Consider the following 25,603-nt stretch of genomic DNA (forward strand, 5'->3'; position numbering starts at 1 on the left):
CTGATTCTAGTTGTCTTAACGACGACCCGCCGCTTGTTTAAGGGCCATATATTCGTCCTTATGGTCAAATCCGACTAGCATTTGAGGATAGCTTGAATCCAGATATTCCATCAGTCGATTTAACTTGGCTTCAGTATCTTTAACTGTGTGTTTAGCTGGGAAGACAGCTAAGCGTTTGAAGTCTTTGGTATGGAGATAGACCACAAACTTGACGGACTTGTAGAGGTTAAAGCGTCTGGTTTCCTTGTAGACATAGCTATAGATAATGTCACGCAAGTCCACAATGGCATTCTTACGCCCCATGACAATCAATTGATCCTTATAGACATAGACGCCCAAATGCTTCTCGTAGTAGGTCGCACCCTTACGTAAGGCTTGTTCATCTTGACCTAGCTCAGGGAAGGTTACTAAAAGTTGTTCGTAGAAGCGTTTATTATCTAGATAACGGAAGACAGCATAGGCTAGGAAACCTAAGCCTACTAAGGCAGTCCCTGCAGTCATAATGGTACCAGTACTTTCAACATTAGCAACACTGGTCAGGTTGAGTTTCTTAATTTCAAACGCTTTGTTGTCCGCCACTCCAGGCTCTTGCTTTTCGAGTGATTGTCTAATGTTTTGGAGGGAAAGGCTACTGAGCTCCTTAACTTCCCCCATAATCGTAATAGGGTTAGTCTCTAGGGTGCCCTTTCTTTGCGCTTCTTCTAACTTTTTGATAATGGCTAAATCAGGTTTAGCCTCCGTCACTAGAAGGCTCTTATCATCCGCCACAACAAAGGTTTGTTCTTTCTCATGCTTGGTAGCTTCAATTCTGTAAAAAGCTTTTACTGCAAAGGTGGTCTTGCTACTCTTAGTGGTTGCACGCGTTTTAGGATAAACATAACCTTCACTGGCTAACTTGTCAGGTGTCGATTGAGTCGCCACATATTGGAAGAAGCCGGCCGCACTTAAGAGTAACAAACCATAAATCACAAGACTAATCACTCCACGCTTAAAGTTGGGTTTCATAGAATTCCTTCTTTCTAGTTATTATTCGTTACTTTATTATAACGAACTGCCTTTTCCTTGTCTAGCCAACTCCTAGATAGCTAAACGCTCATCAGCTAGCAGGATATGAGGATAGTGTTTTTCAAGACAGGCCATCAGACCTTCTAGGAAGGCACGCGCCTCCTTCTCTGGACAGGGACGAAGTTTAACTGTTTCAAACTGATCTCGGTCATAATAGAGGATTAGCCGGCTCTTCAAGCGGCCATTGTTGCTTTCATTGTTCAGATTTAAGCCCAATACCGTGCTAAGATCAATCAAGCGCTCCTTAGCTCCTAAGACAAGGAGATAGTCACGGTAAAGATAGAGCCCCAGTTGCTTAGACTTAAACTGGCTCTGACTCACTAGCAAATCCTGATCCTCTGCTAACTCTGGCAAGGCTTGGTAAACTTGGCTCCAAAAACGTCGCATGGCACTATAGCGATAGGCTGTGAAGCCCAATACCGCCAGCGCTAAAGCAAAGAAGATATAGCTGACTAACTTCATGGATTGAATATAGGTTTCCGCCTTGTCTTGATTAAGCAAGGTCCCACTTATAAAAACGCGATTGCCCGTCTTATTGGTGACATAGCTTTCGATTGATTGTAGAAATTCTTTACTCTTGTCACTGTCATCTACCATGGCCATGACATAATGGGGCTCATTTGCTAGTTGCCCCTGGTCACTTTTTTCTTTGAGTAGGGAAAGAAGAGAGGAGTCATCTCGGAACAAAATCGGAATATCCAGTCCCCCATCACTAACGAGGAAAAGACTCATTCCGGTCTTATCATCGCGATAGACAATCTTACCTCGCTCCTTTACCACATTGCTAACGGCGGAGACATAAGTGATTCTGGTTACTGGGACAGCAGTCAAACGGCTGACTCTAGAGACATTGGGATAGACCAAGCCTTGGGAACGGAGACTATTAGTGCTTGTCCCTTGGCTAATAAAGGCAAGGCCACCCCCAATTAATAGGCAGATAGACGCCACGATTAAATAAGGCAGGAGCTTCATTAATTTATATTTTTTCATAGTTTGCCTCCCTCACAGTTACTAAGTCTATTATATAAGATTGCCCCCCTTATCACCACTATCAAAAAGGACCAGGTTACCCCAGTCCTTTGCTTAGTCACATATGGCCTAGCCACGTGCTTGACGTTTTAATTCTTTATAATCGGTCGCATGTTGTACGCCTACCAACATAGATGGATAAGCCTCTTGCAAGTAAACCATGAGACGGTCTAACATAGATTGCGTGAAGTCTCTTTGATAGCGACGCGGTTTGACCACAAGACGACGGAATTGGTTATTATGCAAGTGGACTTGGAAGGTAACCACTGAATTATTAGTTTGACGAACTGCATAAGTATAGATGATTTGGGTCAAGTCGATGATGCGATCATTAGCCCCAATCACTACCAAGTGATTCTTGTAGACATAGAGACCTAATTCAGGACTGTGGAAATCGCTGTCGGTCACTAATTTATCCAGGTCTTGCGCTAATTCTGGGAAGTGATCATACAAGGTATTGTAGAACTTGGTGTTTTGCCAGTATTTCCAGAGAGCGGTAAGTAGCAATAATAGAACCGCTGCGCCTAAGGCGTAGCCAGCGAAATGCATGATCTTGAGGCGGCTTTCAGCTTCAGCCACATCTAAGAGTGCTGAATCATCAAAACGTGACTTCTCATTAGAATCAACTTTACCGCGTTCGATTACTTTTTCTGCAATTCTTAAGTCATCCGAGCCTTTTGAGGCAAAGGCCAAGACATTTAGGGGATTAGATTCTAGTTTCCCAGCCTCTGCTCGCTCCTTTATGATTTTGGCAATATTTGAATCTACATTTAGTAGAACTGGGAAAGCCCGCTCACCATCAGAGGCCAAGCAAGCAACCAATCCGGTATTGTTGTCCTCTGAAACCACTACCCCATTCTTTTTATGTGTAATCGAAACGTTTGAAACAGGAATAATTTCCTTAATGGTGACTGCAGTATGCCCTGTCAAAGCTTCGGTCTTAGGGTAGACCAGGCCTTGTTCTACAAATTGATCTGCACTTGAATTCTGACTCTTGTAGAAGAGGAAGCCACCTAGAGCCGCGCAAATCATGGCAAAAATTAAATAAGGCCAAACATTGCGTAGATTATTACGTTTCATAACTTACCTTCTTTCTTAAATGATAAATTCATTATACCCTTTTTAGAAGTCAGTGTGAAGCAATTACAGTCAAAAAAGAGCCAGCCCTAAGGCTGACTCTCCCGGTGAGGGCTTATTAAAAACCTGCAGCATTTTTCAATGCTTGGTATTCTGGTGCATGATCAGCACCCACTAGAATATTAGGGTAGTTTTGATCTACGAAGTAAGTAAAGGCATTAATTTCATCGTCATAGGTCTTCTTAGAGCCACCCAATGTGCTAAGAACATGTTTCTTGAAGTTCTTATCATAGGCTTCAACCGTATAGTTGACATGGCTAGCAATCCCCTGTTGAATGGTTTGTTTGATTGCCACTAAGTAGAGGATATCCTTGGCAGGCACAAAGGTATTGCGTTGCGCCAAAGCAATGAGATAATCCTTGTAGACATAGAGGCCACGCTTGCTGTCAGCATATTGGCCACCTGATACTAAGAGATCCAAGTTACCTTCCAATTCTGGGAATTGAGCGTAGAGTTCACGATAGGCTTTCTTACGACGGGATACATTGAAGGCAAAGAGTCCGATGAAGAACAAGGCCAGCGCGCCAAAGCCATAAGCACCATACAGGAGCATTTGCGCACTCGACTTATGTTTTTTGACATCGACGACAAAGGAACCCTCTAATGAAGACTGAGCTTCAGCCGCAAGTGATTGACGAATTTTAGAGATGTTATCCTTAGCAGCAGAACTGCGATCTTTTTCACCAGCTACTAGAACAGGATTGCTAACTAGTAAGCCTTTTTCTTGACTTGCCAAGGCAGACTTAATGTCAGCATCATCCTTATCCGCAATGAGGCCAAGAACTTTATTACCCGATATAACCAAGTACATAGCAGCCTTGTCATCGTTCTTAATATTGCCAATTTCTTCAATGATTTCGATTTTAATCGCCACGTTTTGGCCAAAATCGTTTGGATAGAGGCCACCCCGATCCACAACATACTGCGGGCTACTTGCAATCCCACCTATAAACCACATTACAATAGCAAATCCACCAAATAAAACGGTGAGAAAAACGGTTACCCAAAGGCCACGTAAGTTCTTTTCCTTCATAGCTGACCTTCTTTCTACTTTAGTATAGCTATATTATAAACCCTTTTCATTTATTTGTACAGCTATTTTCAAACTATTTTTTACTTAATAAGGAATATCCCTTAATGAAAGCTCCGAGCTTAATAAAGAAAGGCTCTGAGACATCCTCCCCTACTAAAAAAGACGCCTCAAAGGCGTCATAGGCTTATTTAGAAGCGATTTGCAAGTCAGGATAACGTTGGCCTATGACAACTAGGAAGGTCTCCAAGTCTTCCGTCAGAGTTTTCTTACGACCATGGTAGGCTCTAAAGGTATGGAATTGCCCCTTCACATCTCGCGCTCGGAAGAAGTAGTTGACTTGTTTGACCCCGTAACGGCCTTGCGAAACGATCTTATTCAAGGTCAAAGAGGCTAGCTCGTTTATAGGCAGAACGGCCATACGCAGCCCCAAGCAAATCAAACTGTCTTTGTAGAGGTAGAGGCCACGATAGTCATCTGCATAGTCACTGGCTACTTGCAAGTGGTCAAGCTGGCCCTTGAGTTCAGGGAAATATTCATAGAGACGATTATAGAATTGACGTCGACGGTAGCGATTGAACAAGCCCCATAAGATACACATGAGACTGGCTGCTGTAAAACCATAAGCTAGCCAATGAATGGTCCTTTGTGACTGACGATAGTCTTTCATGTTGACCAGATATTCCGTCCATAGCTGATCACGGTATGGAAGACCCGTTTCACTATTATCTGCCATCGTATCTAAGAGTTTCTTGGCCGCGTCACTCTTATCCACTTCCCCAATCAGCTTGGCAGGCTCATTGAGCAAGGCGCCATAGGTCTTGAGACGAGCTGAGGCGACATCCGGATCATCTTTGCTAGCGACCAAGACTAGGTAAGGCTTATCTGTTACCTTAGCGGCTGAGACAAGGTAGATGGCCACATTATCCTCTTCGGCCAAGAGAAAGATCGACTCTGCTTCTACCACTACATGCTTGCTCGAGCTTTCTGGGAAAGGTTCCTGGCCTGCCAAAAGAGCTTGGGGTTGGGTCGCAAAGAGGGCCAGATAAGCAAAGAACGTAAAAATTAATAAGAACAGCAAGAGTCCACTACCGGCCCATGTCCGCCAACCATATACTTCTTTAAGCTTTTTTCTTTCTTCTTTCTTCACCGATTTCCTCCTAATGAATATAGAAAAACGCCCCTAAGGGCGCTTGATTATTCTGCTGAACTTTCTTCCGCATGGTCAGCAATGACAATGCGTGACCGCTTGCGACCACGAGTCTTAACGCTGTAGACGATAGTCCGGATGGCGCGGGCTACACGACCCTTCTTACCAATCACACGACCTACATCTTGCGGATTCAAGTGCAAATGATACTCCATGAAGTCATCGGTCTCTACTTGTTCCACACCAAAATCTTCTGGGTGGTCCAAGAGCGGCTTCACGATTGCAGTAATTAATGCTTCAATATTTACCATATCTCATCATCCTTTATCTAGAACACTGCTCGAGACTATTTGCTTTCGTGGAATTTCTTCATGATGCCTTTTGAAGACAAGAGGTTACGCACAGTGTCAGATGGTTGCGCACCATTTGATAACCATTTCAATGCGAGTTCTTCTTCAACTTCTAAAGTAGCTGGGTTAGTTAATGGGTTGTAGTGACCGATTTTCTCGATGATACGACCATCACGTGGAGAACGTGAGTCAGCAACAACGATACGGTAGAAAGGTGCTTTCTTAGAACCCATACGTTTCAAACGAATTTTAACTGCCATGTTAATTTCACCTCCTCAATTGATTACAGACCCTAGTCTAACATATAAAAAAGCATCTGTAAAGTATTTTTACTTTACAGATGCGAAAATTTTGTTTACTTAGCTAAACCTTCTGAGATCTTATCTAAGTTATACTTCATCATAGAGTAGTAGCTGTCGCCTTCTTGGCCTTCTTCAGCAATAGAGTCAGTGAAGATTTTAGCGTAGATCGGAATACCGGTCTCGCTAGAGATGGTCTTCATTGGACGGTCATCTACACTTGATTCTACGAAGAGAGCTGATACCTTAGAACCTTTGAGCTTCTTAACCAAATTACGAATTTGGTCAGGTGTGCCTTCTTCTTCGGTGTTAATTTCCCAGATGTAAGCTGATGGTACATTGTAGGCTTTAGAGAAGTACTTGAAGCAGCCTTCGCTAGTGACGATCATTTTCTTCTCTTCCGGAATAGCATCAAACTTAGTTTTAGCTTCCTTGTCCAAAGCTTCTAACTTGGCAACATAATCATCCAAGTTCTTTTGGTAGAAGTCCTTGTTGCTTGGATCTTTTTCAATCAGGTGTTTAGCAATGTTTTTAGCGTAAATTACCCCATTTTCCAAGTTCAACCAAGCATGAGGGTCTTCCTTACCGGTCTCGCCCTCACCTTCCAAGTGAATGACTTCTACGCCTTCGCTGACTGCGAAGTAGTCTTTGTTTTCCACTCGTTTGGCGTTTTGAACCAATTTAGTGAACCAAGCATTGCCCCCAGTTTCCAAGTTAATGCCGTTGTAGAAAATTAAATCAGCTTGGGTAGTCTTCTTAATATCGTCAGGTAGTGGTTCATATTCATGAGGGTCTTGACCTACCGGAACGATGGAGTGAAGATCGATTTTATCACCTGCGATGTTCTTGGTGATATCGGCGATAATGGAGTTGGTTGCGACAACTTTGAGTTTTTTATCTTGGGCGCTCACGCTTGGTACCAAACAAAACAATACCGTTAAGAGTGCCACTAATTTCATTAGCTTGTGTTTCATTTGCGTAAAACCCGCTTTCTAAAGAATTGTTGTTTTGGAGAGATGAAGAAGCTAATCGCGAAAATCACAGCTGAGGTGAGTACAATGCTGGAGCCGGCCGCCACGTTGAAGCTAGTCCCCAGGAAGAGACCTAATACTGAAGTCACAGCCCCCAAGGTCGATGAGAGGAGAATCATAGACTTAAGGCTATTGACGTAGAGATAGGCAGTGGCAGCAGGTGTAATGAGCATGGCCACAATCAGGATGGTTCCGACACTTTGCATAGCCGTTACAGACACTAAGGTCAAGAGAATCATTAAGAGGTAGTGGTAGAAGTTAACCTTCATACCCATGGCTTTAGCCATTTGCGGGTCGAAGGACGTAATCAGCAACTCCTTGAAGAAGAGGATGATGACAATCAGCACTGCTACGGAAACCCAAATGGTAATCCACTTGTCTGAATCTTGAACCGCTAAGATATTCCCGAAGAGAATATGGAAGAGGTCTGTTGAACTCCGGGCCAAACCAATCAGGATGACCCCCAAGGCCAAGAAGGAGGAGAAGGTAATCCCGATAGCCGTGTCCCCCTTGATAATAGAATTTCCTCGAATGAAGGTGATAATCATGGAGGCAAATAGCCCAAAGACAATAGCCCCTACGAAGAAATTAATCCCCAAGATGAAGGACAAGGCGACCCCTGGTAATACTGCATGAGAGATCGCATCCCCCATCAGGGACATCCCTCTTAAGATGATAAAACACCCTACAGCCCCTGAGACAATCCCAATGACAATGGCGGTGACTAGCGCATTCTGCATATAATGCAGGGTTGTCACATTCTCAATAAAGTCATGAATCAAGGTCATACTAGGTCACCTCCCGCACCAAAATAGACGCTGTCACCATAGGCGGCCTTCATATTTTGGTCATTAAATACCTGCTCAGTAGGCCCTACAGCAATCAGTTGCTTATTGATGATAATCAACTGATCGAAGTAACGCCGTACCTTATGCAAATCATGATGGACAATCAAGACGGTCTTGCCTTGGTTCTTGAGGTCCTTCAAGATTTTCATAATAATCTCTTCACTGACCGAATCAATCCCAGTAAAGGGCTCGTCCAAGAAGATGTAATCTGCTTCTTGAACCAGACAGCGCGCCATCAGAACGCGTTGGAACTGTCCACCCGAAAGGGCTGAGATTTGTCGGTTAGCGAAGTCACTCAAGCCAACTTGGGCGAGCGCTTTTTCAACTTTATTCCATTCTTTCTTGCTTACCTTGCGGAAAATACCGAGATTACTATACGTGCCTAAGGAGACACATTCTTTGACCTTAATTGGAAAGTTGAAATCAATGTCGCTCTTTTGGCCGACGTAAGCTACTTTCTTCAGCATCTTCGTGGCAGGCACCCCGTCCAGAAACACCTGGCCGTCATGGTCTACCATATTTAAGATTGATTTGACAAAAGTAGATTTACCAGCACCGTTGGGCCCAATAATGCCGGTAATGGTCGGACCTGCTAATTCTAGGTTAACCCCTTCCAAAGCGACCACTTGATTGTCATAACTGACCGTTAGATCCTGTGTCTTAATCACATGAATCATCTCCTCTCTTACCGCTAATTATATTGTACAACAGAGAAAAGATTAGGTCAACCTAAAATGTTTAGGTTTGCAAAAATTTTTCTTGCGATTTCAGGTTTAGGGGCTTTTAGCTTTCAAACTTATGTTTATCTATGGAGATAGGCGATTTTCATGACTAGTTCATTATATCGGTTTCTTGTTGGCAGTGATATTAATTTTGGCCACTGCATTTGAGACACCCACCAAAAAATTAATGGCGAAAATTTTTCAAGCGGCATAATAAAAAACCCCGCCCTTTTCAAAGGACAGGAGCCGAAATGTTAGGATAGGATTAAGTCCACCAGTTCTTGGGCGGTGACTGGCCCAAAATAATGAGCCAAGTCTTGTTTAGATAGGACTGTTAATAAATCTTGCTTGGTAACAGGTGTGCCTAGCAAGGCTTCTTCAATATCTTGGATGGCCCCTTTACCGAAGAAATCACCATAAATGCGACATTTGCTAATGCGACCAGCCTCAACTTCTAGGCTGAACTCTACAGTCCCGATTCCCAGATGAGCGTCGCGATTATAGCTATAACGTGGTGAATTGCCATAGTTCCATTCCCAGTTGCGATACTTAGAATCCGCCAAGGCCTCAATGGCTTGCCAATCTTCCTCAGTCAGTTGGTAACGCTTGGCTTGATCAATGGAATCAATCCCCATTAGACGGCAAATGACCTCATCCTTAAACTGATCAATGGTCATATGACGATAGGGCTCATCCAAGAGTTCACGCAAGCCCATCACCCGGCTGCGCACCGATTTAATCCCTTTAGAATCAATTTTCTTACGGTTAGGATTGAGCACTTCCACCATGGCTTCATAATCGACATCTAATAGGAGGGAATGACCACCATAAATCTTGCCAGCTACCATGGTCATGGCAGCACCTGATACCTTTTTGCCAAGCGCCGTCAAGTCGTTACGACCACTTTGCTCGACCTCACTTGCCCCCATATCATGTAAGAGTTTGACAACGGGTGCGTAAAAACGTTGATAGTTACCATAGATGTTGGTGTCGCCTGGCATAATATAGCAGACATTGACGGCCCCCTGGTCACAGTAGACTGCCCCACCGCCCGTGTCACGACGGACTAGCTGAATATCGTGTTCCTTAAGGTAGTCGTGATTGACTTCCACTTCTGCGTTCTGGAAGCGACCGATTTCCACCTTAGGCTTACAGTAATATGGGAAAAGAATGGTCTCGTCTAAGTCTAAATGATTAAGAACATAGACCTGCATAGCCAGCGTTAAGGCTCCATCAGGCAGATATTGGCCATTGCGAATAGGTTCAATTAGATACATGTGATCCTCCTAAGCTTGATTAGCTGCAGCCGCACAGGCCAACAAGAGGTCTTTACTGTCTTGAGACAGCCAGACCGTCCGGTCTTGAATGGCGCGTGGCATGCGATATTGTTTTTGATTTAAGGCCACCAAGATGGCATTCGGATTGGCCATCACCGCTTGGTGGAAAGGTTGCTTAATAAATTGTGGTGTGGTAAAACCTACCCCGATTTCAAGATAGAGAACCCTGTCTCCTTCATGGCTGGCTAAGAAATTCTTGTAGCGTCCCAATTGGGCTATAAAGTCCCCATCTTCCACCATGCCCTTTTCAGCATTTCGCTTGTTGATTTCTAGCGGTGCCCCGCACTTAGGACAGAGCGGAATATCTTCATAGGCCACCTGACCTTGGACTTGGTGCTGAGCCAGATGGCGAATCAGCGCATCATCCCGATAGGTCTGAGCATGGCAATGGCGACTGCACTGCATCAGGCCGTACTCCCCTTGGATATGAAAGACCTTATTAGGATCATAATCAGCCACCCAGAAGGCATTATCGGCATTGGTCGTAATGATATGGTAGTCCTTGTCCTTGAGCAAGTCTTTAAGAGCCAAGTAAGAAGGCCCCACGGGCTGATCCAGGTAGTTGAGGCAGACAAAGCGACTTTGGAAGGCCCAATATTCTGACCAACTAGGGAAATCAAAGAGACTAGCCTGCAACATATCGAGAAAGCCATACTTTTCAATAAAGTCAGGAAAAGCCTCTTGAAAACGTGGGCCTATATAGGTAAAACCATCCGCGGCTGACATGCCAGCCCCAATCCCCACAACTACAGCCTGAGCTTCCTTAAGTAGGGCCAAGAGTTGTTGGGCTTGATTCGAATAGGTTTTAGTTAGAGCTTGCCACATGGGAGGCCTCCTTGGAATTAAGTAAGTCATGATAGAGTTGGTACTGGCTATCGGTCCAGACATTGAAGATGACCTTGAGCTTGGAGCCCGTCTCTGCTAGATAAGCAGAGACCGTCTCAATGGCAATCGGCGTCGCCTCTTCAATAGGATAGGAAAATTCGCCAGTCGAAATACAGCAGAAAGCAATCGTCTCCAAACCCGCTTGGTCGGCGCAAGCCAAGCAAGACCGATAAGCCTTTTTGAGTAGATCCTGCATCATGGGCGATACCGGCAAATGATGAATGCGTGGCCCTACCGTATGAATGACTTGTTTGGCTGGTAAATTAAAGCCAGGCGTCATGAGGGCTTGGCCGACAGGCAGCGGCTTACCACCCCGGGCCTTTTTCAAATCGGCACAGGCCAAGCGCAAACCAACGCCAGCAAAGGTATGAATCTGGTTATCAATGCAATAATGATTAGGTTCAAAGCAACCCAGCATGGCTGAATTCGCTGCATTAACAATGGCATCTACCGCTAAACGGGTAATATCCCCCTGCCAGAGATAAAGTGAGGGATGCGCTGTCTTCTGGCAATCTGCCAAATGATAGATAGCTTCCTGTTGGCGCCAGGCTGCCAAGAAGCGACTTTCCAAATCTAGGTAGTCCTGACTAACTGGATAAGGCAAGCGTTGATTGACTAAGCCACGATATTGCCGGAACTTTTCTTCATCACTGCCCGGCACAGGGCTAGCCCCAAGATGACGAATCAGGTCATCCAAATCTTGCGCAAACATGTCAGCCCCACCTCTCTTAGTCTAGCGGATCTGGTAAAGCCAAGAAGGCTGCTTCCTCAACATCAGTCAAGCGCACCAGCCAAGATTCTGCTGGATTGGCTGAGTTAAGCAAGGTTGGCTGATCTTGAGCAGCTGAGTTAACCTCCACAATACGACCAGACAGGGGTGAGAAGATATCTAAAACCGTCTTAGAGGCTTCCAAACTTAAGAGGGAGTCGCCAGCCTCGACTTGGCTTTCGCGGGTAAATTCCACATAGCCGACCGTCCCGACATCGTCTTGTAATTCTGGCGTCATACTGAGGGTGTAGATATCCCCTTCTTTTTCAACCCATAAATAGTTACCTAATTTCTTCATTATAATTCCTCCGATTTCTTATCTTGATTTAGTTGATAGGCTTGTGCTAAAGCCTGGAGTGTTGCTTGGCGATTTTTAATATCTGGCACTAGGGGAATAACCATAAGTTCCTCAAGGTCAAGGCTAGCTGCCAAGTCATCTAGCTGCTGCTTGACTTGATCAAGGGTGCCTACGACCACACGCTGGCGGTTGATTTCTATCTGTGCTCGATCCTCCTGGCTAAGAGGATAAGCGGCCGCCTCCTGAACTGTTGGGAAGGTCTTGAATTCAGCATAATCTTGCTTACCCAGTTGCCAGACATCTAAGGCAGATAGGAGTTGCTGACACTGAATCTCATCTTGACCTAAGACCACAAAGACCGCCAGGCTAGCTTGCGGCCTGTGACCTGCTTCTTGGCAGGCAGCTCGATAGGTAGTTAAAGCGTCTCGGGCACTGGCAAGTGGGTCCTTGCCAGGCGCCAAGAAATAGCCATAGACATAAGCCTGACCCAAACTTCCTGCTAACTGGGCTGACTGAAGGCCAGCCGACAGCAACCAGAGGGCCTCTTGGCTAGGTCCTGCTGCGTGCAAACCAACTGATTCTGGATCCGCCAAGTACTCAACCAAATCAGTCACTTGCTGAGCATAATCTGAACGCTTAAGTTCACCCGTGCCCATCAATTCTCTGACAGAGTTGGTACCTGGATTATTTCCTAAGCCCACATTGACACGCCCTGGGTAGAGAGACCTGAGGGTAGTCACCCACTCTGCTACCTTATAAGGCTGGTAATGAGGTAGCATGATGCCACCCGAACCAATCATAATGCGTTGCGTTTTGCCTAGCAAATGCATAATCATGAGCTCCGGACTGGCGCTGGCAAGAGCCGGCACCTGATGGTGTTCGGCCACCCAGAAACGGTGATAGCCCAATTCATCTGCTAATTGAGCCAGGGCCACTGTCTCCCCTAGGGCTTCTTGACTTGTTCGGCCACTGTCCACCATGGCATAATCCAAAACACTTAGTAACATGTGAGCCCTCCATTCTTATCAATAATTTTATTATCAATCAGACCTAGGGGATTGTCAACTCATGGCGATTGACCAGAAGAATTTTTCGTGCTAACGTGTAAGTATCTGATTATGCTAGCTGCTTGAACAGCTGCCGAAGGAGTGTCTCACATGCCATCCCCCCTGCTTAGCCCACTAGGTCTAGGTGCCCATAGCTTAGCCAATCGCTTCGTCCTCTCACCTATGACTACCAATTCCTCGACCGCGCAAGGCCACATTACCGAAGAAGACTTGGCCTACTCACGCCGCCGGGCTCAATCAGCCCCTCTACAAATCACCGGGGCTGCCTACATTCATCCCCAGGGACAACTCTTCGGATTTGGACCCAGTCTGGCTGAGGATGCCTGTGTTCCTGGTTTGACAAAACTAGCTCAGGCTATGCAGCAAGATGGCGCCAAGGCGCTCATCCAATTGACCCACGCGGGACGATTTGCGGAGCCCTACCTGCGACGTCAGGGCTATGTTTACGGCCCCAGCCCAATGACCCTAAATTCACCTATCCCCCATCAAGTCAAAGCCTTAGATCACTCACAGATAAAGGCTATTATTGGCTACTATGCGGATGCAACGCGACGGGCCATTCAAGCGGGCTTTGCCGGCATCGAGTTATCCAGTGCCCAACGCTTGCTGCCTCAATCCTTCTTGTCTACCTTCTCAAACCAGCGGACGGATGCTTATGGGGCTGATAGTCTAGAAAATCGCGCTCGCTTGATTTTAGAAATTTGGGAGGCCATTATGGAGGTCGTCGAGCGACTGGCACCGCCTGGCTTTATCCTAGGCTATCGCTGTACGCCTGAGGAAACACGTGGCCAAGAAGTCGGCTATACAGTAGAAGAATTCAATCAAGTGACGGATTGGATTTTGGAGCGTGTCCCTCTGGATTATCTCTGCCTGGCGAGTTGGGGACGGGATGTCTTCCGTAACCGCGTGAGAGCTGCGGGCCCCCATCAAGGCCGTCTAATCAACCAAGTAGTCCACGAGCACCTAGCCGGTCGGCTTCCTCTCATGGTAACGGGTGGCATTAATTCTATTGCCAAGGCCCAAGAAGCTTTAGAACATGCTGAATTAGTGGGAATTTCTACCCCCTTTGTGGCGGATCCAGACTTTGTCAATAAGTTTGCTGCAGGAGATCCTAATCCGATTAATCTGCAGATTAGTCCTGAAGACTTGGCAGACTTGGCTATTCCCCAAGCCGCCTTCAAGGACATTGTCCGCATGATGGATATCGGCCAAGCCCTGCCACAAGATACTCGCGACCAATTCCGCAAGCTAGAGCAGAATTATAAGGGCGATAAGACCTTCAAAGAAGTTTAAACTTCCTATTATATAACTAGAAAAAGAGGCTGGAATATCCAGCCTCTTTGCTTGTCTTAACGACGTTTCTTCAATTTTTTGAGTTTGCGCTGTAAGTCCTTTTCAGCCTTACGTTTAGCTAACTGTTCGGGTGTCATGAAGTCGGTATCGCTCATACCGCCACCACCCATACCTGGTAAGCCACCGCCGCCTTGTTGGAGTTGGGCCATCATTTTCTTCATACCGCCCATCTTACCATTAGACATTTGGCTCATCATATCGCGTGACTGATTGAACTGTTTAATCATGCGGTTAACATCGGCTAGCGACTGACCACAACCAGCTGCAATCCGTTTTCGACGGCTCTGAGAAATAATATCTGGATTCTCACGTTCAGCTGGTGTCATGGAGAGGACAATGGCCTTAACACGCGCCATATCCTTCTGGTTGACATCTAGTTCATCCAGGCCAGGAATCTTGTTAATCCCAGGGATTAACTTAATCAAGTCCTTGAGCGGGCCCATCTTGTTGACTTGGTCCATTTGCTCGATAAAGTCATTAAAGTCAAAACTATTGGCCTTAATCTTATCTGCCATCTCTTGGGCGCGGGCTTCATCAAACTCCTGTTGAGCCTTCTCAATCAGGGTCATCATGTCCCCCATACCCAGAATCCGGCTGGACATGCGGTCTGGGTAGAATGGCTCTAGGGCATCGAGTTTCTCACCTTGCCCGGTAAACTTAATTGGTCGGTCAATGATTGAGCGAATCGATAAGGCCGCCCCGCCCCGGGTATCCCCATCTAATTTGGTGATAATCACCCCGGTAATATCCAGAGAATCGTTAAAGGCCTTGGCCACGTTGACCGCGTCTTGACCGGTCATGGCATCTACTGTCAGAAGAATTTCGTGCGGGTTAACCGCTGCCTTAATTTGGCGCAACTCTTCCATCAGAGTCTCATCGACATGCAGACGACCTGCCGTATCGATTAAGACCACATCATTACCTTGTATACGGGCTTGAGCCACCGCTTGACGGGCAATTTCAACGGGGCTAACATCAGAACCTAAGCTAAAGACATCAAAACCGAGTTGCTGACCAATGGTTTGGAGCTGGGCAATGGCCGCTGGACGGTAAATATCGCCCGCTACCAGTAAAGGACGCTTCTTGCCTTGGGCTTGGACGTATTTGGCCAATTTACCCACGGTTGTCGTCTTCCCGGCCCCTTGGAGACCAGCCATCATGATAATAGTTGGTGGTTGGGTTGCAAAGTTAAGTGGCACCTGTTCGCCACCCATGAGGGCGGTTAATTCTTCGTCAACAATCTTGACTACTTGTTGAGCGGGTGATAATGAAGCCAAGACATCTGAGCCTAAGGCCCGTTCATTGACTGTCTTAACAAAACTCTTCACCACTTGGAAGTTAACGTCGGCCTCTAAGAGGGCTAGACGAATCTCCCGCATCATCTGTCTTAAGTCTGCTTCGCTAATGGTACCTCCGGCACCAATGCCGCTAATGGCATTCTGCAAGCGTTCGGATAATCCTTCAAACGCCATTGTTTTCCTCCTTCTTGGCTAGCACTCAACTAGCCCCATGTTTTGATTTTATCTTGTTCATAAGTACAGGATCAAGCTACTGATCCATTGCCCGAATTTCTGCTAGGAAAGTCTGACCCACCTCATCCGTATGACTGGCTAGCTGGTCTAGCAAGGCTAGTCTTGCCTCTCGACGTGCTAAGAGATGGAGCTGATCTTCATAGTGCTCTAATGTCTGCTCAGCCCGCTTCAAATTATCCCGGACAGCCTGGCGACTAATGTCATAGTGGTCGGCAATTTCGGCCAGGGAAAAATCTTCCTCATAATAGAGGCCAAGCATAGCTTGTTGCTTATCAGTTAAGAGCCCGCCGTAAAAACCAAGCAGCTGGTTGACCCGCATTACTTTTGCTAAATCCATTAGAGCCGCCTACCCTTCAGGATATTGGATATAGGCAGCCAGGCGATTGGCCAAATCCGTTGAAGTTGCATGTTCTAAGAGCTCCGCCAATTCATGGACTTCCGTCTTAGTATAGCCTAGTTTGTGCTCTAAGAAATATTCCCAGATTTCATGCTTACGCACTAATTCAATGGCTAATTTCTTGCCTTGAGGCGTCAGCATGGCCCCACTATAAGGCTTATAGGCAACCAAGCCTTCTTGGGCCAATTTAGTAATCATCTCACTCACCGAAGGAGGGGCTACATTGAGACCAGTGGCAATTTCCTTGTTAGAAACATATTGGCCATGACCTGCCTCGTGAATGAACTTAAGGTAGTCTTCTTGACTTTGGCTTTTTTTCATTGCGACACCTCGTCTCCTAATCCTTCTTGTCTTATTCTACCATGTTTCTAGAGTCAAGACAAACTGGATTAGGCCTGCCTAAGTCTTATTGTTATAAAAACAACCTAGTGCCCAAAGAGCACTAGGTTATTTTAGCTATCTGCTTGCAAAAATGATAAGAGGTAAGGTTCTAGAATAAAAGCCACACTTACCCCAACTGCCCAGGACAAGGGATAATCGGCTAAGAAGGCAGGACCAGTTGCCGGCCCAAAGCCAAAGATCAGCAGCTTGAAATAGATGGTCACAACCGCCGCGACTATCGCACAAATCATGGCGTTCGTTGCCAAACGCAAAGGCCAGCCGCTTAATGACAGAGTTGACTTAAGTGGCTTGGTGATCAAGTCAAAAGGAAAGCCCACGCCGACCAAGACACTGATAATAATGGCTTGTGTCGTATCCACGGCCAACTGCCCCCAAGAAAACTGACTATATTTTATTAAAATAGCGGCTGAAATGGCCGTACTAGCAAAGATGGATAAAAGTAGATTATATTGAATGACAAACTTAAAGGAAGATTGTTTTTCCATAGGACCTCCTCAAACAGATAGATTGTTAACATCTTATCCTACCCTAAAAAAATCCCACACGCAAGTAAAGTTTTCCTTAAGATTGCGATAATCCAAATAGCAGCGACTTCATCTCCATTACAAAAAGAGGCCAGGCTAACCCAACCTCTCGCTATCTTAATTTTTTACTTCTAGAACATCCTTGACCAAGCTGTACATATAGGCTTCGGCATCAAACTTCTTCAAATCAGTCGCCTTCTCACCGAGACCAATGTACTTAACTGGAATATCTAATTCATAGCGAATGGAGAGGACCACGCCCCCTTTGGCTGTCCCGTCCAACTTAGTCAGCACCAAGCCAGTAATTTCAGTTGCTTCATTGAATTGTTTGGCCTGGATGAGCGCATTTTGCCCGGTTGTCGCGTCCAAAGCTAATAGGACTTCTTGGACCCCATTTGGGTTCTCACGCTCAATAATCCGCTTAATCTTAGCCAATTCTTCCATGAGATTGGCCTTGGTCTGTAAACGACCGGCCGTATCGACTAAGAGATAGTCATAACCTTCAGCGTTGGCTTTCTTAACCGCATCATAGACAACCGCAGCCGGGTCACCTTGGGCCTTGCCCGTTACCACTGGAATATCCAGACGCTCGCCCCAGACATTCAGTTGCTCGACAGCACCAGCCCGGAAGGTATCGGCAGCTGCCATGAGGACCTTGTGACCTTCTTGCTTGAGCTGATAACCAATCTTACCGACCGATGTTGTTTTCCCTACCCCATTAACCCCGACAAAGAGGATAACCGTCGGACCATCTGGGTTCTCCTTAAGTGAAACCAGATTTTGGCCGCCTCGCTCATAGACTTGAACCATTTTTTCAAGGAGTACGCGCTTGACATCTTCTGGCTTGTGGACCCCTGTCCGTTCGATTTCATCACGAATGGCATCAGTAATAGCGATAGTCATCGCAAAACCAACGTCCGCCCCGATAAAGGCTTCTTCCAAGTCCTCATAGAACTCCTCATCCACTTCACGGAAACTTGTGAAGAGGTTGGTCATAATATCAGTGAAGTTGCGACGAGTCTTGGCTGTCCCTTGGTCGTAGGAGTCAATGACTATCTGGTCTTCTTTTTTTACTTCTTCTTCTTTGACAACGGCATCTTCCCCGGTAAAGGCACGCCGTATACGATCAAATAACCCCATGGGTTCACCCCTTTCTAAGTCTTAGCTGACTTTTGGTTTACACAATAAATTTATGAATAGCGTGAGCCACGCCATCTTCCTCATTAGTTAAGGAGACATATTGGGCAGCTTCCTTAACTTGTTCAGTCGCGTTGCCCATGGCTACGCCTAGACCAGCTAATTCAATCATAGACAGGTCGTTTTCCTGGTCGCCCATGGTCATCATTTCTTGTGGACTAATGTCTAAGAGCTCCCCTAACTTAGCTAGGGTATCACCCTTGCTGACGCCTTTTTTCATGACTTCAAGGAAGAAGGAACGCGACTTGAAGACAGCGTATTGATCCTTGAAGGCTGGGTCCAACTTAGGAATTTGGGCATCCAAATGCTCCTGAGTGGTGACAATGACGAATTTATTAAAGGCGTGATCTGGATCAAAGGTCCTATAGTCTTGGACCACACTCGGTACATTGGTGACATTTTCCAAATAGAGGGATGGATAGCCTGCCGGATAGGCAGTCGGCTCATAGAGACGATCGGCATCAATGACATTAATTGGTAAATCCAAATCTTGTGTCACTTGATACCAAGCCAAGACATCTGATGTCCCTAGGGTATTAGAGACTAATACCTGGCCATCCTGAGCCTTTTGGACCATACCACCGTTGAAGGTCACAATGTAATCTTCTGGGTCTACCAAGCCTAAATCAGCTAGGAAATGTTTCATGGCAAAGTAAGGTCGGCCGGTACAGAGCACTACCTTGACCCCCTTGGATTTAGCATAGGCTAGTGCCTGGCGGTTAGCCTGGGATACTTCTTTTTGAGCATTGAGTAAGGTACCATCGAGGTCAATGGCAATTAGCTTAATCATAGCCTTCCTCCTTCTATAAATGGATCTGAATCTAATACTTAGTCGTAGTTGGCTTCACTCAAACGTACTGAAGCCAACTTGGAAACACCGGATTGCTCCATGGTAACCCCATAGAGCACGTCGGCATGTTCCATAGTCCCCTTACGGTGAGTAATGACGATGAACTGCGTATTTTCGGTAAAGTTCTGCAAATATTGGCCATAACGGAAGACGTTGGCATCATCCAAGGCCGCCTCCACTTCGTCCAAGACACAGAAGGGAACAGGACGCGTCTCCAGAATGGCAAACAAGAGCGCAATGGCAGTAAAGGCCCGCTCCCCCCCGGATAGGAGGGCTAAATGCTGCTTACGTTTGCCTGGCGGTTGGGCGATAATGTCAATCCCTGTTGTCAACAAATCACTTGGATCAGTCAATTGCAGGGCGGCTTCCCCACCGGCAAAGAGTTTCTTAAAGATTTTCTGGAATTGCTGGTTGATTTGATGGAAGGCCTCGCTGAATCGCTTGATTACTTCCGCATCCATCTCATCCATGGTTTCTTGTAATTGTCCCATAGCAGTCAGCAGATCGGTTTCTTGCTCTCGTAAATGAGTGTAACGCTCATCTAGGGCAGCATAATCGTCAATGGCTGCCAAGTTAATGGGACCCAGATTGTCAATTTGACGCTTAATGTCCTTAACTTGCTGGCTGACTTGACTGGCATCTTCTAGCTGACTAGCTTCTGTCTTGGCTGCTTCATAGGTTAGTTGATATTCTTGGCTTAAATAATCCAAGTGAGAATCAATCAGGGATTCATTTTTCTCAATCTGAGCCTGTGCTCGCGCTTCATCCTTATAAAGTTGTTGAAGCTGACCTTGGAGTTGGCGATCTTCTTGTTCATGAGACCGATAGGTCTCGTTGAGAACCCGCCGCGCTTCTCTTAATGCTGTCAGTTCCGCCTGTTGCTCCTGAGCCGTGGCCTCTAAGTCCGCTAATTGCTCTAGCACATCAGCCGATTGACGCTCTAATTCAGCTAAATCGGCAGTATTCTTGTCTGCCAGATTCTCATGCTGCATAAGGAAATTCTGACGTTCCTCTAATTGACTCTTAGCTGTTGCCAGGTCATGTCGCAACTGCCGCACTTCTACTTGCTTAACGGCTTCTTGAGTCCGGTAGTGGGATAGCGAGGCATCTAGAACTTGTAGTTGCTGTTGACGATCCTCTTCGCTCAAGTTCAATTGTTGTAAATCCTGACTGAGACGGGCAATAGCCGCTTGGGCTGCCACTAAGTCTTCCTGAGCTTGTGCATAGTGGGCTTCCGCATTGGCAATAGTCTGGCTAAGCTGGCTGACTTCGTCTTGGGCAATCATTTGATGTTGAGATTGATGCTTGACTTGGCTAGCCAAGTGACCTAGCCCTTCTTGGGCTTGTTGGAAGGCTAAATCTGCTTGACTCATGTTCAGTCGAGCGGCTTCCACCTGTCCCTGCAAGTCTTGAATTTGTACTTGGAAAGCTTGCCATTCAGCTTCCGCCTGAGCTCGGTCCTTGATGACTTGCGCTAGGTCGGCCTTGGCTGCTTCATACTCTTGGTTACGGGCTAACATGGAGCTAGTTTGTTGCTTCTGGCGTCCACCAGTGATGGAACCACCCGGCATGAGAACTTCTCCATCCAGGGTTACAATCTTGACCTGATGCTTAAGGGCTTTAGCTAGACTTTGGGCCGCTTCGATACGGTCACAGACTAAGGTGGTCCCCAGCAAATTAGCCACAATTATCTGGTTCACTGAATCATACTCCACTAAATCAGAAGCTAGGCCAATAAAACCAGCAGTCTGACTAGCTGTTTGGATTTGTCCAGCCCCTAGATGGCGGGCCTTCATGCTAGCACGAGGCAGGAAGGTAGCACGCCCTGCTTGGGCTTGCTTAAGGTAGGCAATGGCCGCCCTGGCAGCCGCATCATCTGTTACGACTACATGTTGGACACTAGCACCTAGGGCCGTATCAATGGCTACTTGGTAGTCAGCCGGCACCTTAATCAGGTCTGCCACTGTCCCTTCAATTCCCTGCAATTGCTTTTTACGCTTCATAATGGCTTTGACGCCTGCGTAATAACCCGCATAGTCTGCTTGCAGCTGGGCCAAGGATTGGACCTTAGCATCCAACATCTGGCTTTGACGCTCAAATTGGAAGAGTTTGGCCTGCAAGGCTTCACGTTGGCTATTGCCTTGGCGCAACTGTTCATTGAGGGTTTGGAAGGCTTGACGGGCACTAGCTTGAGTCTCACGACTGCTTTCGTAGCGTTCCTGAGCCTTCAGGTACTGACTCTCTAAGTCTCCTTGATCCGCTTGTGCTTGAGCTGCCTGAGCCTGGTAATGAGCCAGACGTGCTTGGGCTTGTTGCTTAATTTGCTCTTGGTGAGCCAACTGGTTCTTAGCACTGGCTTCAGCCTGATAGGCATCAATTAAGTCTGCACGCAGGCGCTCAGCTTGATCTTCAGACAGGCCCGCAAGACTGGAACGCTCAGATTCCAACTTGGCCAGATGTTGCTTAATTTCTGCCATTTCCAACTGAACCTTGCCTTCTTCTTCCTTCAAGGCGGATAGGCGTTCAGTTAAGGCTTGGGCCTCTGCCTGATGTTGTTGGTAGCTCAGTTGCTTCTCATGTAAATTGGAGGTGTTGAACTGGATTTGTTGGTCCAGCATTTGTTGTTTGGCCCTAGTCTGTTCAATGACTTGAACCTGAGCTTGGTTGCGCTCTGAGGCTTGCTCAATCTGCTGGATATAATCTTCTAAGCTAGCTTGTTCTTGCTCCAGTTGGGCGGTTAAGGCCTCTAACTGGGCAGTTACTTGAGCTAATTCTTGGCTAACGGCCTGATTCTTAGCCTTGGCCGCTTGCCAGGCATCACGATATTGTTCAACCTGATAGACATAGAGGGAAATCTCTAATTGCTTGAGGGCTTCCTTCTGTTCCAAATAAAGCAAGGCCGCTTCTTGTTGTTGCTTGAGTGGCTTAAGTTGGAGCTCCAACTCATGAATAATGTCCCGCACCCGGCTAAGATGGTCGCTGGATTTGCTGAGTTTGCGCTCAGCTTCTTGCTTACGGAATTGGTACTTCTGGACCCCTGCCGCCTCTTCAAAAATAGAGCGACGTTCTTCCGGCTTATTGAGGAAGATGGACTCCACCTTACCTTGGGAAATCATAGCAAAGCTATTCTTACCCAAACCAGAGTCTAGAAGTAAATCGACGATGTCCTTGAGGCGGACCGCTTCATTATTAATGAAGTACTGGGATTCACCATTACGGTTGTAGGAACGCGTAATGGAAATTTCACTAAAATCATAGTCCAAGTATCGGTCTTCGTTGTTGAGGACTAGGGTGACTTTGGCTAGGTTGACCGCCTTACGGGCTTGGGTCCCGTTAAAGATGACGTCCTCCATCTTATTGCCCCGTAAGCTCTTAGCAGATTGTTCCCCTAAGACCCAACGAATGGCTTCCGAGAGGTTAGACTTGCCCGACCCATTAGGGCCAACGACCGCCGTCATTCCACGGTCAAATTCAATGACAGTCTTATCGGCAAAAGACTTAAAACCTGTCATTTCAATACGTGCTAAATACAAGGCTTAACCTCCCTTTTTAAGTGTTGAATTTGGCAACTTGAGGCTGCCGGTTTTTGGATCTACGGATGCCATACCCAACTCAGCCGCCTGCATTTCAGCTTGCTTCTTGCTGGAACCTTGGCCCGTGGCAATGAGTTGATCATTGACATAGAGCTCTACGGTAAAAATTTGGTCGTGGGCAGGACCCTGCTTATCTTTGAGGCGATAGTCAATCTGAACCGTCCCTTGCTTTTGAACTCGCTCTTGGAAGAGGGTCTTGTGGTCTTGAGTTACTCTGCCAAGCAAGAGTTGGTGTTGACTGAACATAACCCGGTTGAGATAGTCTTTGGCGACCTCTAAGCCTTGATCTTCATAGATTGCGCCGAGAACCGCTTCAAAGCAGTCAGCTAGAATGGAGTCACGCTCCCGACCACCGCTCGACTCTTCCCCCTTACCTAATTGGAGGAAGTGGTTGAACTTAAGTTGTCGGGCCAAGTAGGCCAAGCTCTTCTCTTGCACAATCTGAGCTCTCATACGAGTTAATTTGCCTTCGGGTAAGTTTGGATAGCTGTGATAGAGAAATTCACTGGATAGCAGTTCTAAAACGGCATCTCCCAAAAATTCCAAGCGCTCATAATGCGGTAAATGGCGTCTGGCTTGTTCATTTGCATAGGATGTATGGCGAAAGGCTTGTTGAATTAATTCCGGCTTATTAAAAGTCAGATTCAGCTGCTTCTCTATTACACGAATGGTCCGATTCATAGCCATTCACCTCCTCTGTATCATCCTATCTATTTTATCACGTTTGACCCCCTTTTGACAAAGGGAAGTCGCGCTATAATCTAAAACTATAAGGTCTAATAGTTATTTAACATAGGCTATTCGCTTACATTACCTTGAAAAGGTTTGAAAATAGGAGTAAACTGTTACGGTATCTTACAATTAATTATTTTGTGGAGGGATATAAATGAATCATTCCGTACTGCGTAAAGCAGCGATTTTAGGCCTGGCTGCCTTTACCTTGGCAGGGACCATCAGCCCTGCAGTTAATGCACAAGTTGCTCTTGAAACAAGCGTCGACAACGACGGAACCCCTATTCAAGGTGGGACTTTGAAAATTGCGGAGGTAGCCGGCGAGCCATTTTCTGGTGCCTTCAGCTCTCTCGTGGCTGACCAATCGACTGACTTAAGCGTCGTGGGTTATATCAACACTGGGCTTTTCGAATATGACGAAAACCTTCAAATTAAGGATACTGGTTTAGCAAGTGCCAAACTAGATCCTGAGAACAAGAAAGTTACCATCACCATTCGTAAAGACCAAAAATGGTCAGATGGCCAACCCCTTACCATTGATGACGTCATCGCGCCTTACTACATTGTCGCTCATAAGGACTACACTGGGATTCGTTACGGAGATGATTTCAAGAATGTAGTCGGGATCGAAGACTACCACGAAGGCAAGACGGATACTATTTCAGGTCTTAAGAAAATTGACGACTATACCTTAGAAATCAGCTATCAAACTTTCTCAGCTTCTATGAAGCAAGTTGGGGGCGGGATTTCTCCATATGTAGAACCTAAACATATTTATGACAAGATTGCCGTTAAGGATATTGCCGATAGCGACCAAGTACGCGTAAATCCAGTCGGTATGGGCCCATTCCGCGTTAAATCTATCACACCAGGTGAAGCCATTGTCTTAGAAGCCAACGAATACTACTTCAAGGGCAAACCAAAAGTTGACGGTGCTGTCATTGAGGTGGTCAACCCATCTACTGCCGTAGCTGAAATGAAGGCTGGCAACTATGACCTGGCTGAATTACCAACTGATGCTTACGACACCTTTAAAGATGCCACCAACTTCAAGACCATTGGGACAGTTGAAAACACCTATTCCTACATCGGCTTCAAGTTCGGTAGCTGGAACAAGGATAAGGAAGAAGTTGAAATGGATACCAGCAAGGTCATCCAACAAAAGGCTTTACGTCAAGCCATGGCTTACGCCTTCGATGCAGATGCTGTCGGTCAACGCTTCTTCAGCGGCCTCCGTTTCCGCGCTAACACCTTGATTCCTTCCCTCTTCAAGAGTGTGCACGCTTCAGATCTTCCTGGCTTCACTTATGACCCAGAAAAATCTAAACAAATCTTAGCTGATGCTGGCTTTGTGGACAAGGACGGGGATGGCTTCGTAGAGGATCCTAACGGTAAGCCATTCACCCTCAAATTCTTAGCTCGTAGCTCAAGTGATATTGCTGAACCACTCTGGTCCTACTTCGTTGACTCTTGGAAGCAAGTAGGGATTAATGTCGAGTTGTTAGACGGTCGTCTCTATGACTTTAACTCCTATGCTGATATGCTCCGTAACGACGATCAATCCTTTGATGTCTTCGAAGGGGCTTGGGGTACCGGTGGTGACCCAAATCCAACTGGTTTCTATAGTAAGAAAGCTCCATTTAACTACGAACGTTGGGCTGACGACAAGAACGAAGAACTGCTAGAAGCCCTCTCTTCTGACAAGGCCTTCGATGAAGCCTACCGTAAGGAAGCCTTCCACGCATGGCAAGCTTACACCAACGAAGAGCTTCCTGCTATTCCTTACCTCTACCGTTACGGTATCCGTTCTGTCAACAACCGTGTTAAACACTATGATGTTGCGAACGGCACAAGCTTCGGGATTGAACAGTTAGAATTGACGGCTGACGAACCAATCAAATAATTTGCCTACTGCCCTAGGCTAGGATTATCACTCATAATCCTAGCCTATTTTTATGTAAACAAAAAAGATGCAAGACTGGAAAGTCCTTGCATCTTCTTTTTGT

General features: G+C 46.3%; 25 protein-coding genes. 2 read left to right on the forward strand and 23 right to left on the reverse strand.

The window, feature by feature from the left end; all coding sequences use genetic code 11:
- Window positions 1-15: 15 nt before the first annotated feature.
- From V7R82_RS05370 to V7R82_RS05440, 15 genes are all read right to left on the reverse strand, one after another.
- Entirely contained in the window at window positions 16-1,005 is a 990-nt protein-coding gene (locus V7R82_RS05370) for a hypothetical protein (RefSeq protein WP_338541789.1), read from the reverse strand.
- A 72-nt stretch (window positions 1,006-1,077) separates the two neighbouring features.
- Entirely contained in the window at window positions 1,078-2,055 is a 978-nt protein-coding gene (locus tag V7R82_RS05375; RefSeq protein ID WP_311465403.1) for a hypothetical protein, read from the reverse strand.
- Window positions 2,056-2,163: 108 nt separating this feature from the next.
- Window positions 2,164-3,174, reverse strand: a complete 1,011-nt coding sequence (locus V7R82_RS05380; RefSeq protein WP_314394602.1) for a hypothetical protein — start codon at window positions 3,172-3,174, stop codon at window positions 2,164-2,166.
- 115 nt (window positions 3,175-3,289) lie between these two features.
- The gene (locus V7R82_RS05385) at window positions 3,290-4,264 is read right to left on the reverse strand and encodes a hypothetical protein (protein ID WP_306486670.1); all 975 of its coding nucleotides are present in this window, start codon (window positions 4,262-4,264) and stop codon (window positions 3,290-3,292) included.
- A gap of 184 nt (window positions 4,265-4,448) precedes the next feature.
- The gene (locus V7R82_RS05390) at window positions 4,449-5,411 is read right to left on the reverse strand and encodes a hypothetical protein (protein WP_311465398.1); all 963 of its coding nucleotides are present in this window, start codon (window positions 5,409-5,411) and stop codon (window positions 4,449-4,451) included.
- 47 nt (window positions 5,412-5,458) lie between these two features.
- The gene (locus V7R82_RS05395; protein ID WP_023390740.1) at window positions 5,459-5,722 is read right to left on the reverse strand and encodes a KH domain-containing protein; all 264 of its coding nucleotides are present in this window, start codon (window positions 5,720-5,722) and stop codon (window positions 5,459-5,461) included.
- Between the two features lie 35 nt (window positions 5,723-5,757).
- A complete protein-coding gene (gene rpsP, locus V7R82_RS05400) occupies window positions 5,758-6,021 on the reverse strand; it encodes a 30S ribosomal protein S16 (RefSeq protein WP_023390741.1) in 264 nt (87 codons plus the stop codon).
- 95 nt (window positions 6,022-6,116) lie between these two features.
- On the reverse strand, window positions 6,117-7,019 hold the full coding sequence (locus V7R82_RS05405; protein WP_338543752.1) for a metal ABC transporter substrate-binding protein: 903 nt from the start codon (window positions 7,017-7,019) through the stop codon (window positions 6,117-6,119).
- A gap of 11 nt (window positions 7,020-7,030) precedes the next feature.
- Entirely contained in the window at window positions 7,031-7,879 is an 849-nt protein-coding gene (locus V7R82_RS05410) for a metal ABC transporter permease subunit (protein ID WP_396230756.1), read from the reverse strand.
- Complete coding sequence (locus V7R82_RS05415; RefSeq protein WP_338541795.1) at window positions 7,876-8,607, reverse strand: metal ABC transporter ATP-binding protein; 732 nt, start codon at window positions 8,605-8,607, stop codon at window positions 7,876-7,878. Before V7R82_RS05415 ends, V7R82_RS05410 begins: the two co-directional genes overlap by 4 nt.
- 308 nt (window positions 8,608-8,915) lie before the next feature.
- Complete coding sequence (locus V7R82_RS05420; protein WP_311465393.1) at window positions 8,916-9,938, reverse strand: lipoate--protein ligase; 1,023 nt, start codon at window positions 9,936-9,938, stop codon at window positions 8,916-8,918.
- 9 nt (window positions 9,939-9,947) lie between these two features.
- On the reverse strand, window positions 9,948-10,823 hold the full coding sequence (locus V7R82_RS05425) for an NAD-dependent deacetylase (protein ID WP_311465391.1): 876 nt from the start codon (window positions 10,821-10,823) through the stop codon (window positions 9,948-9,950).
- Window positions 10,804-11,595 carry a protein-ADP-ribose hydrolase gene (locus tag V7R82_RS05430; RefSeq protein WP_311465390.1) on the reverse strand — a complete coding sequence of 264 codons (792 nt, stop codon included), beginning with the start codon at window positions 11,593-11,595 and terminating at the stop codon, window positions 10,804-10,806. The genes V7R82_RS05425 and V7R82_RS05430 overlap by 20 nt, the downstream gene beginning before the upstream one ends.
- Window positions 11,596-11,611: 16 nt before the next feature.
- A complete protein-coding gene (locus tag V7R82_RS05435) occupies window positions 11,612-11,950 on the reverse strand; it encodes a glycine cleavage system protein H (RefSeq protein ID WP_306486676.1) in 339 nt (112 codons plus the stop codon).
- A complete protein-coding gene (locus V7R82_RS05440) occupies window positions 11,950-12,957 on the reverse strand; it encodes an MsnO8 family LLM class oxidoreductase (protein ID WP_311465388.1) in 1,008 nt (335 codons plus the stop codon). The genes V7R82_RS05435 and V7R82_RS05440 overlap by 1 nt, the downstream gene beginning before the upstream one ends.
- Before the next feature lie 150 nt (window positions 12,958-13,107).
- Here V7R82_RS05440 and V7R82_RS05445 point away from each other — a divergent pair, with 150 nt between their 5' ends.
- Window positions 13,108-14,310, forward strand: coding sequence for an NADH-dependent flavin oxidoreductase (locus V7R82_RS05445; RefSeq protein WP_338541799.1), 1,203 nt, complete (start codon window positions 13,108-13,110; stop codon window positions 14,308-14,310).
- A gap of 56 nt (window positions 14,311-14,366) precedes the next feature.
- On the opposite strand, the gene ffh is transcribed toward V7R82_RS05445, so the two are convergent.
- The 8 genes from ffh to rnc form a co-directional block, all read right to left on the reverse strand.
- On the reverse strand, window positions 14,367-15,842 hold the full coding sequence (ffh, locus tag V7R82_RS05450) for a signal recognition particle protein (protein ID WP_303885727.1): 1,476 nt from the start codon (window positions 15,840-15,842) through the stop codon (window positions 14,367-14,369).
- 76 nt (window positions 15,843-15,918) lie between these two features.
- Complete coding sequence (ylxM, locus tag V7R82_RS05455) at window positions 15,919-16,239, reverse strand: YlxM family DNA-binding protein (protein ID WP_070755489.1); 321 nt, start codon at window positions 16,237-16,239, stop codon at window positions 15,919-15,921.
- Window positions 16,240-16,248: 9 nt separating this feature from the next.
- Window positions 16,249-16,620: a metal-dependent transcriptional regulator gene (locus V7R82_RS05460; protein WP_070755488.1), complete on the reverse strand. Its 372-nt coding sequence runs from the start codon at window positions 16,618-16,620 to the stop codon at window positions 16,249-16,251.
- Between the two features lie 131 nt (window positions 16,621-16,751).
- Window positions 16,752-17,186: a hypothetical protein gene (locus V7R82_RS05465; RefSeq protein WP_070755487.1), complete on the reverse strand. Its 435-nt coding sequence runs from the start codon at window positions 17,184-17,186 to the stop codon at window positions 16,752-16,754.
- A 156-nt stretch (window positions 17,187-17,342) separates the two neighbouring features.
- Window positions 17,343-18,365, reverse strand: coding sequence for a signal recognition particle-docking protein FtsY (ftsY, locus tag V7R82_RS05470; RefSeq protein ID WP_070755486.1), 1,023 nt, complete (start codon window positions 18,363-18,365; stop codon window positions 17,343-17,345).
- 37 nt (window positions 18,366-18,402) lie between these two features.
- Entirely contained in the window at window positions 18,403-19,212 is an 810-nt protein-coding gene (locus tag V7R82_RS05475; RefSeq protein ID WP_311465382.1) for a Cof-type HAD-IIB family hydrolase, read from the reverse strand.
- A gap of 38 nt (window positions 19,213-19,250) precedes the next feature.
- Window positions 19,251-22,805, reverse strand: a complete 3,555-nt coding sequence (gene smc / locus V7R82_RS05480; protein ID WP_338541805.1) for a chromosome segregation protein SMC — start codon at window positions 22,803-22,805, stop codon at window positions 19,251-19,253.
- A 3-nt stretch (window positions 22,806-22,808) separates the two neighbouring features.
- Window positions 22,809-23,546: a ribonuclease III gene (gene rnc, locus V7R82_RS05485; protein ID WP_070755483.1), complete on the reverse strand. Its 738-nt coding sequence runs from the start codon at window positions 23,544-23,546 to the stop codon at window positions 22,809-22,811.
- Window positions 23,547-23,751: 205 nt separating this feature from the next.
- Between rnc and V7R82_RS05490 the strand changes: the two genes are divergently transcribed.
- Window positions 23,752-25,500: an oligopeptide ABC transporter substrate-binding protein gene (locus tag V7R82_RS05490; RefSeq protein ID WP_311465378.1), complete on the forward strand. Its 1,749-nt coding sequence runs from the start codon at window positions 23,752-23,754 to the stop codon at window positions 25,498-25,500.
- The last annotated feature ends 103 nt before the right edge of the window (window positions 25,501-25,603 follow it).

Source organism: Abiotrophia defectiva ATCC 49176, assembly GCF_037041345.1.
Lineage (GTDB): Bacteria > Bacillota > Bacilli > Lactobacillales > Aerococcaceae > Abiotrophia.

Bases quoted from the DNA above. Each gene is read 5' to 3' on its own strand.
- V7R82_RS05370 (WP_338541789.1), bottom strand. From the start codon at position 1,005: ATGAAACCCAACTTTAAGCGTGGAGTGATTAGTCTTGTGATTTATGGT.
- V7R82_RS05375 (WP_311465403.1), bottom strand. From the start codon at position 2,055: ATGAAAAAATATAAATTAATGAAGCTCCTGCCTTATTTAATCGTGGCG.
- V7R82_RS05380 (WP_314394602.1), bottom strand. From the start codon at position 3,174: ATGAAACGTAATAATCTACGCAATGTTTGGCCTTATTTAATTTTTGCC.
- V7R82_RS05385 (WP_306486670.1), bottom strand. From the start codon at position 4,264: ATGAAGGAAAAGAACTTACGTGGCCTTTGGGTAACCGTTTTTCTCACC.
- V7R82_RS05395 (WP_023390740.1), bottom strand. From the start codon at position 5,722: ATGGTAAATATTGAAGCATTAATTACTGCAATCGTGAAGCCGCTCTTG.
- rpsP (WP_023390741.1), bottom strand. From the start codon at position 6,021: ATGGCAGTTAAAATTCGTTTGAAACGTATGGGTTCTAAGAAAGCACCT.
- V7R82_RS05405 (WP_338543752.1), bottom strand. From the start codon at position 7,019: ATGAAATTAGTGGCACTCTTAACGGTATTGTTTTGTTTGGTACCAAGC.
- V7R82_RS05410 (WP_396230756.1), bottom strand. From the start codon at position 7,879: ATGACCTTGATTCATGACTTTATTGAGAATGTGACAACCCTGCATTAT.
- V7R82_RS05420 (WP_311465393.1), bottom strand. From the start codon at position 9,938: ATGTATCTAATTGAACCTATTCGCAATGGCCAATATCTGCCTGATGGA.
- V7R82_RS05425 (WP_311465391.1), bottom strand. From the start codon at position 10,823: ATGTGGCAAGCTCTAACTAAAACCTATTCGAATCAAGCCCAACAACTC.
- V7R82_RS05430 (WP_311465390.1), bottom strand. From the start codon at position 11,595: ATGTTTGCGCAAGATTTGGATGACCTGATTCGTCATCTTGGGGCTAGC.
- V7R82_RS05435 (WP_306486676.1), bottom strand. From the start codon at position 11,950: ATGAAGAAATTAGGTAACTATTTATGGGTTGAAAAAGAAGGGGATATC.
- V7R82_RS05440 (WP_311465388.1), bottom strand. From the start codon at position 12,957: ATGTTACTAAGTGTTTTGGATTATGCCATGGTGGACAGTGGCCGAACA.
- V7R82_RS05445 (WP_338541799.1), top strand. From the start codon at position 13,108: ATGCCATCCCCCCTGCTTAGCCCACTAGGTCTAGGTGCCCATAGCTTA.
- ffh (WP_303885727.1), bottom strand. From the start codon at position 15,842: ATGGCGTTTGAAGGATTATCCGAACGCTTGCAGAATGCCATTAGCGGC.
- ylxM (WP_070755489.1), bottom strand. From the start codon at position 16,239: ATGGATTTAGCAAAAGTAATGCGGGTCAACCAGCTGCTTGGTTTTTAC.
- V7R82_RS05460 (WP_070755488.1), bottom strand. From the start codon at position 16,620: ATGAAAAAAAGCCAAAGTCAAGAAGACTACCTTAAGTTCATTCACGAG.
- V7R82_RS05465 (WP_070755487.1), bottom strand. From the start codon at position 17,186: ATGGAAAAACAATCTTCCTTTAAGTTTGTCATTCAATATAATCTACTT.
- ftsY (WP_070755486.1), bottom strand. From the start codon at position 18,365: ATGGGGTTATTTGATCGTATACGGCGTGCCTTTACCGGGGAAGATGCC.
- V7R82_RS05475 (WP_311465382.1), bottom strand. From the start codon at position 19,212: ATGATTAAGCTAATTGCCATTGACCTCGATGGTACCTTACTCAATGCT.
- rnc (WP_070755483.1), bottom strand. From the start codon at position 23,546: ATGAATCGGACCATTCGTGTAATAGAGAAGCAGCTGAATCTGACTTTT.
- V7R82_RS05490 (WP_311465378.1), top strand. From the start codon at position 23,752: ATGAATCATTCCGTACTGCGTAAAGCAGCGATTTTAGGCCTGGCTGCC.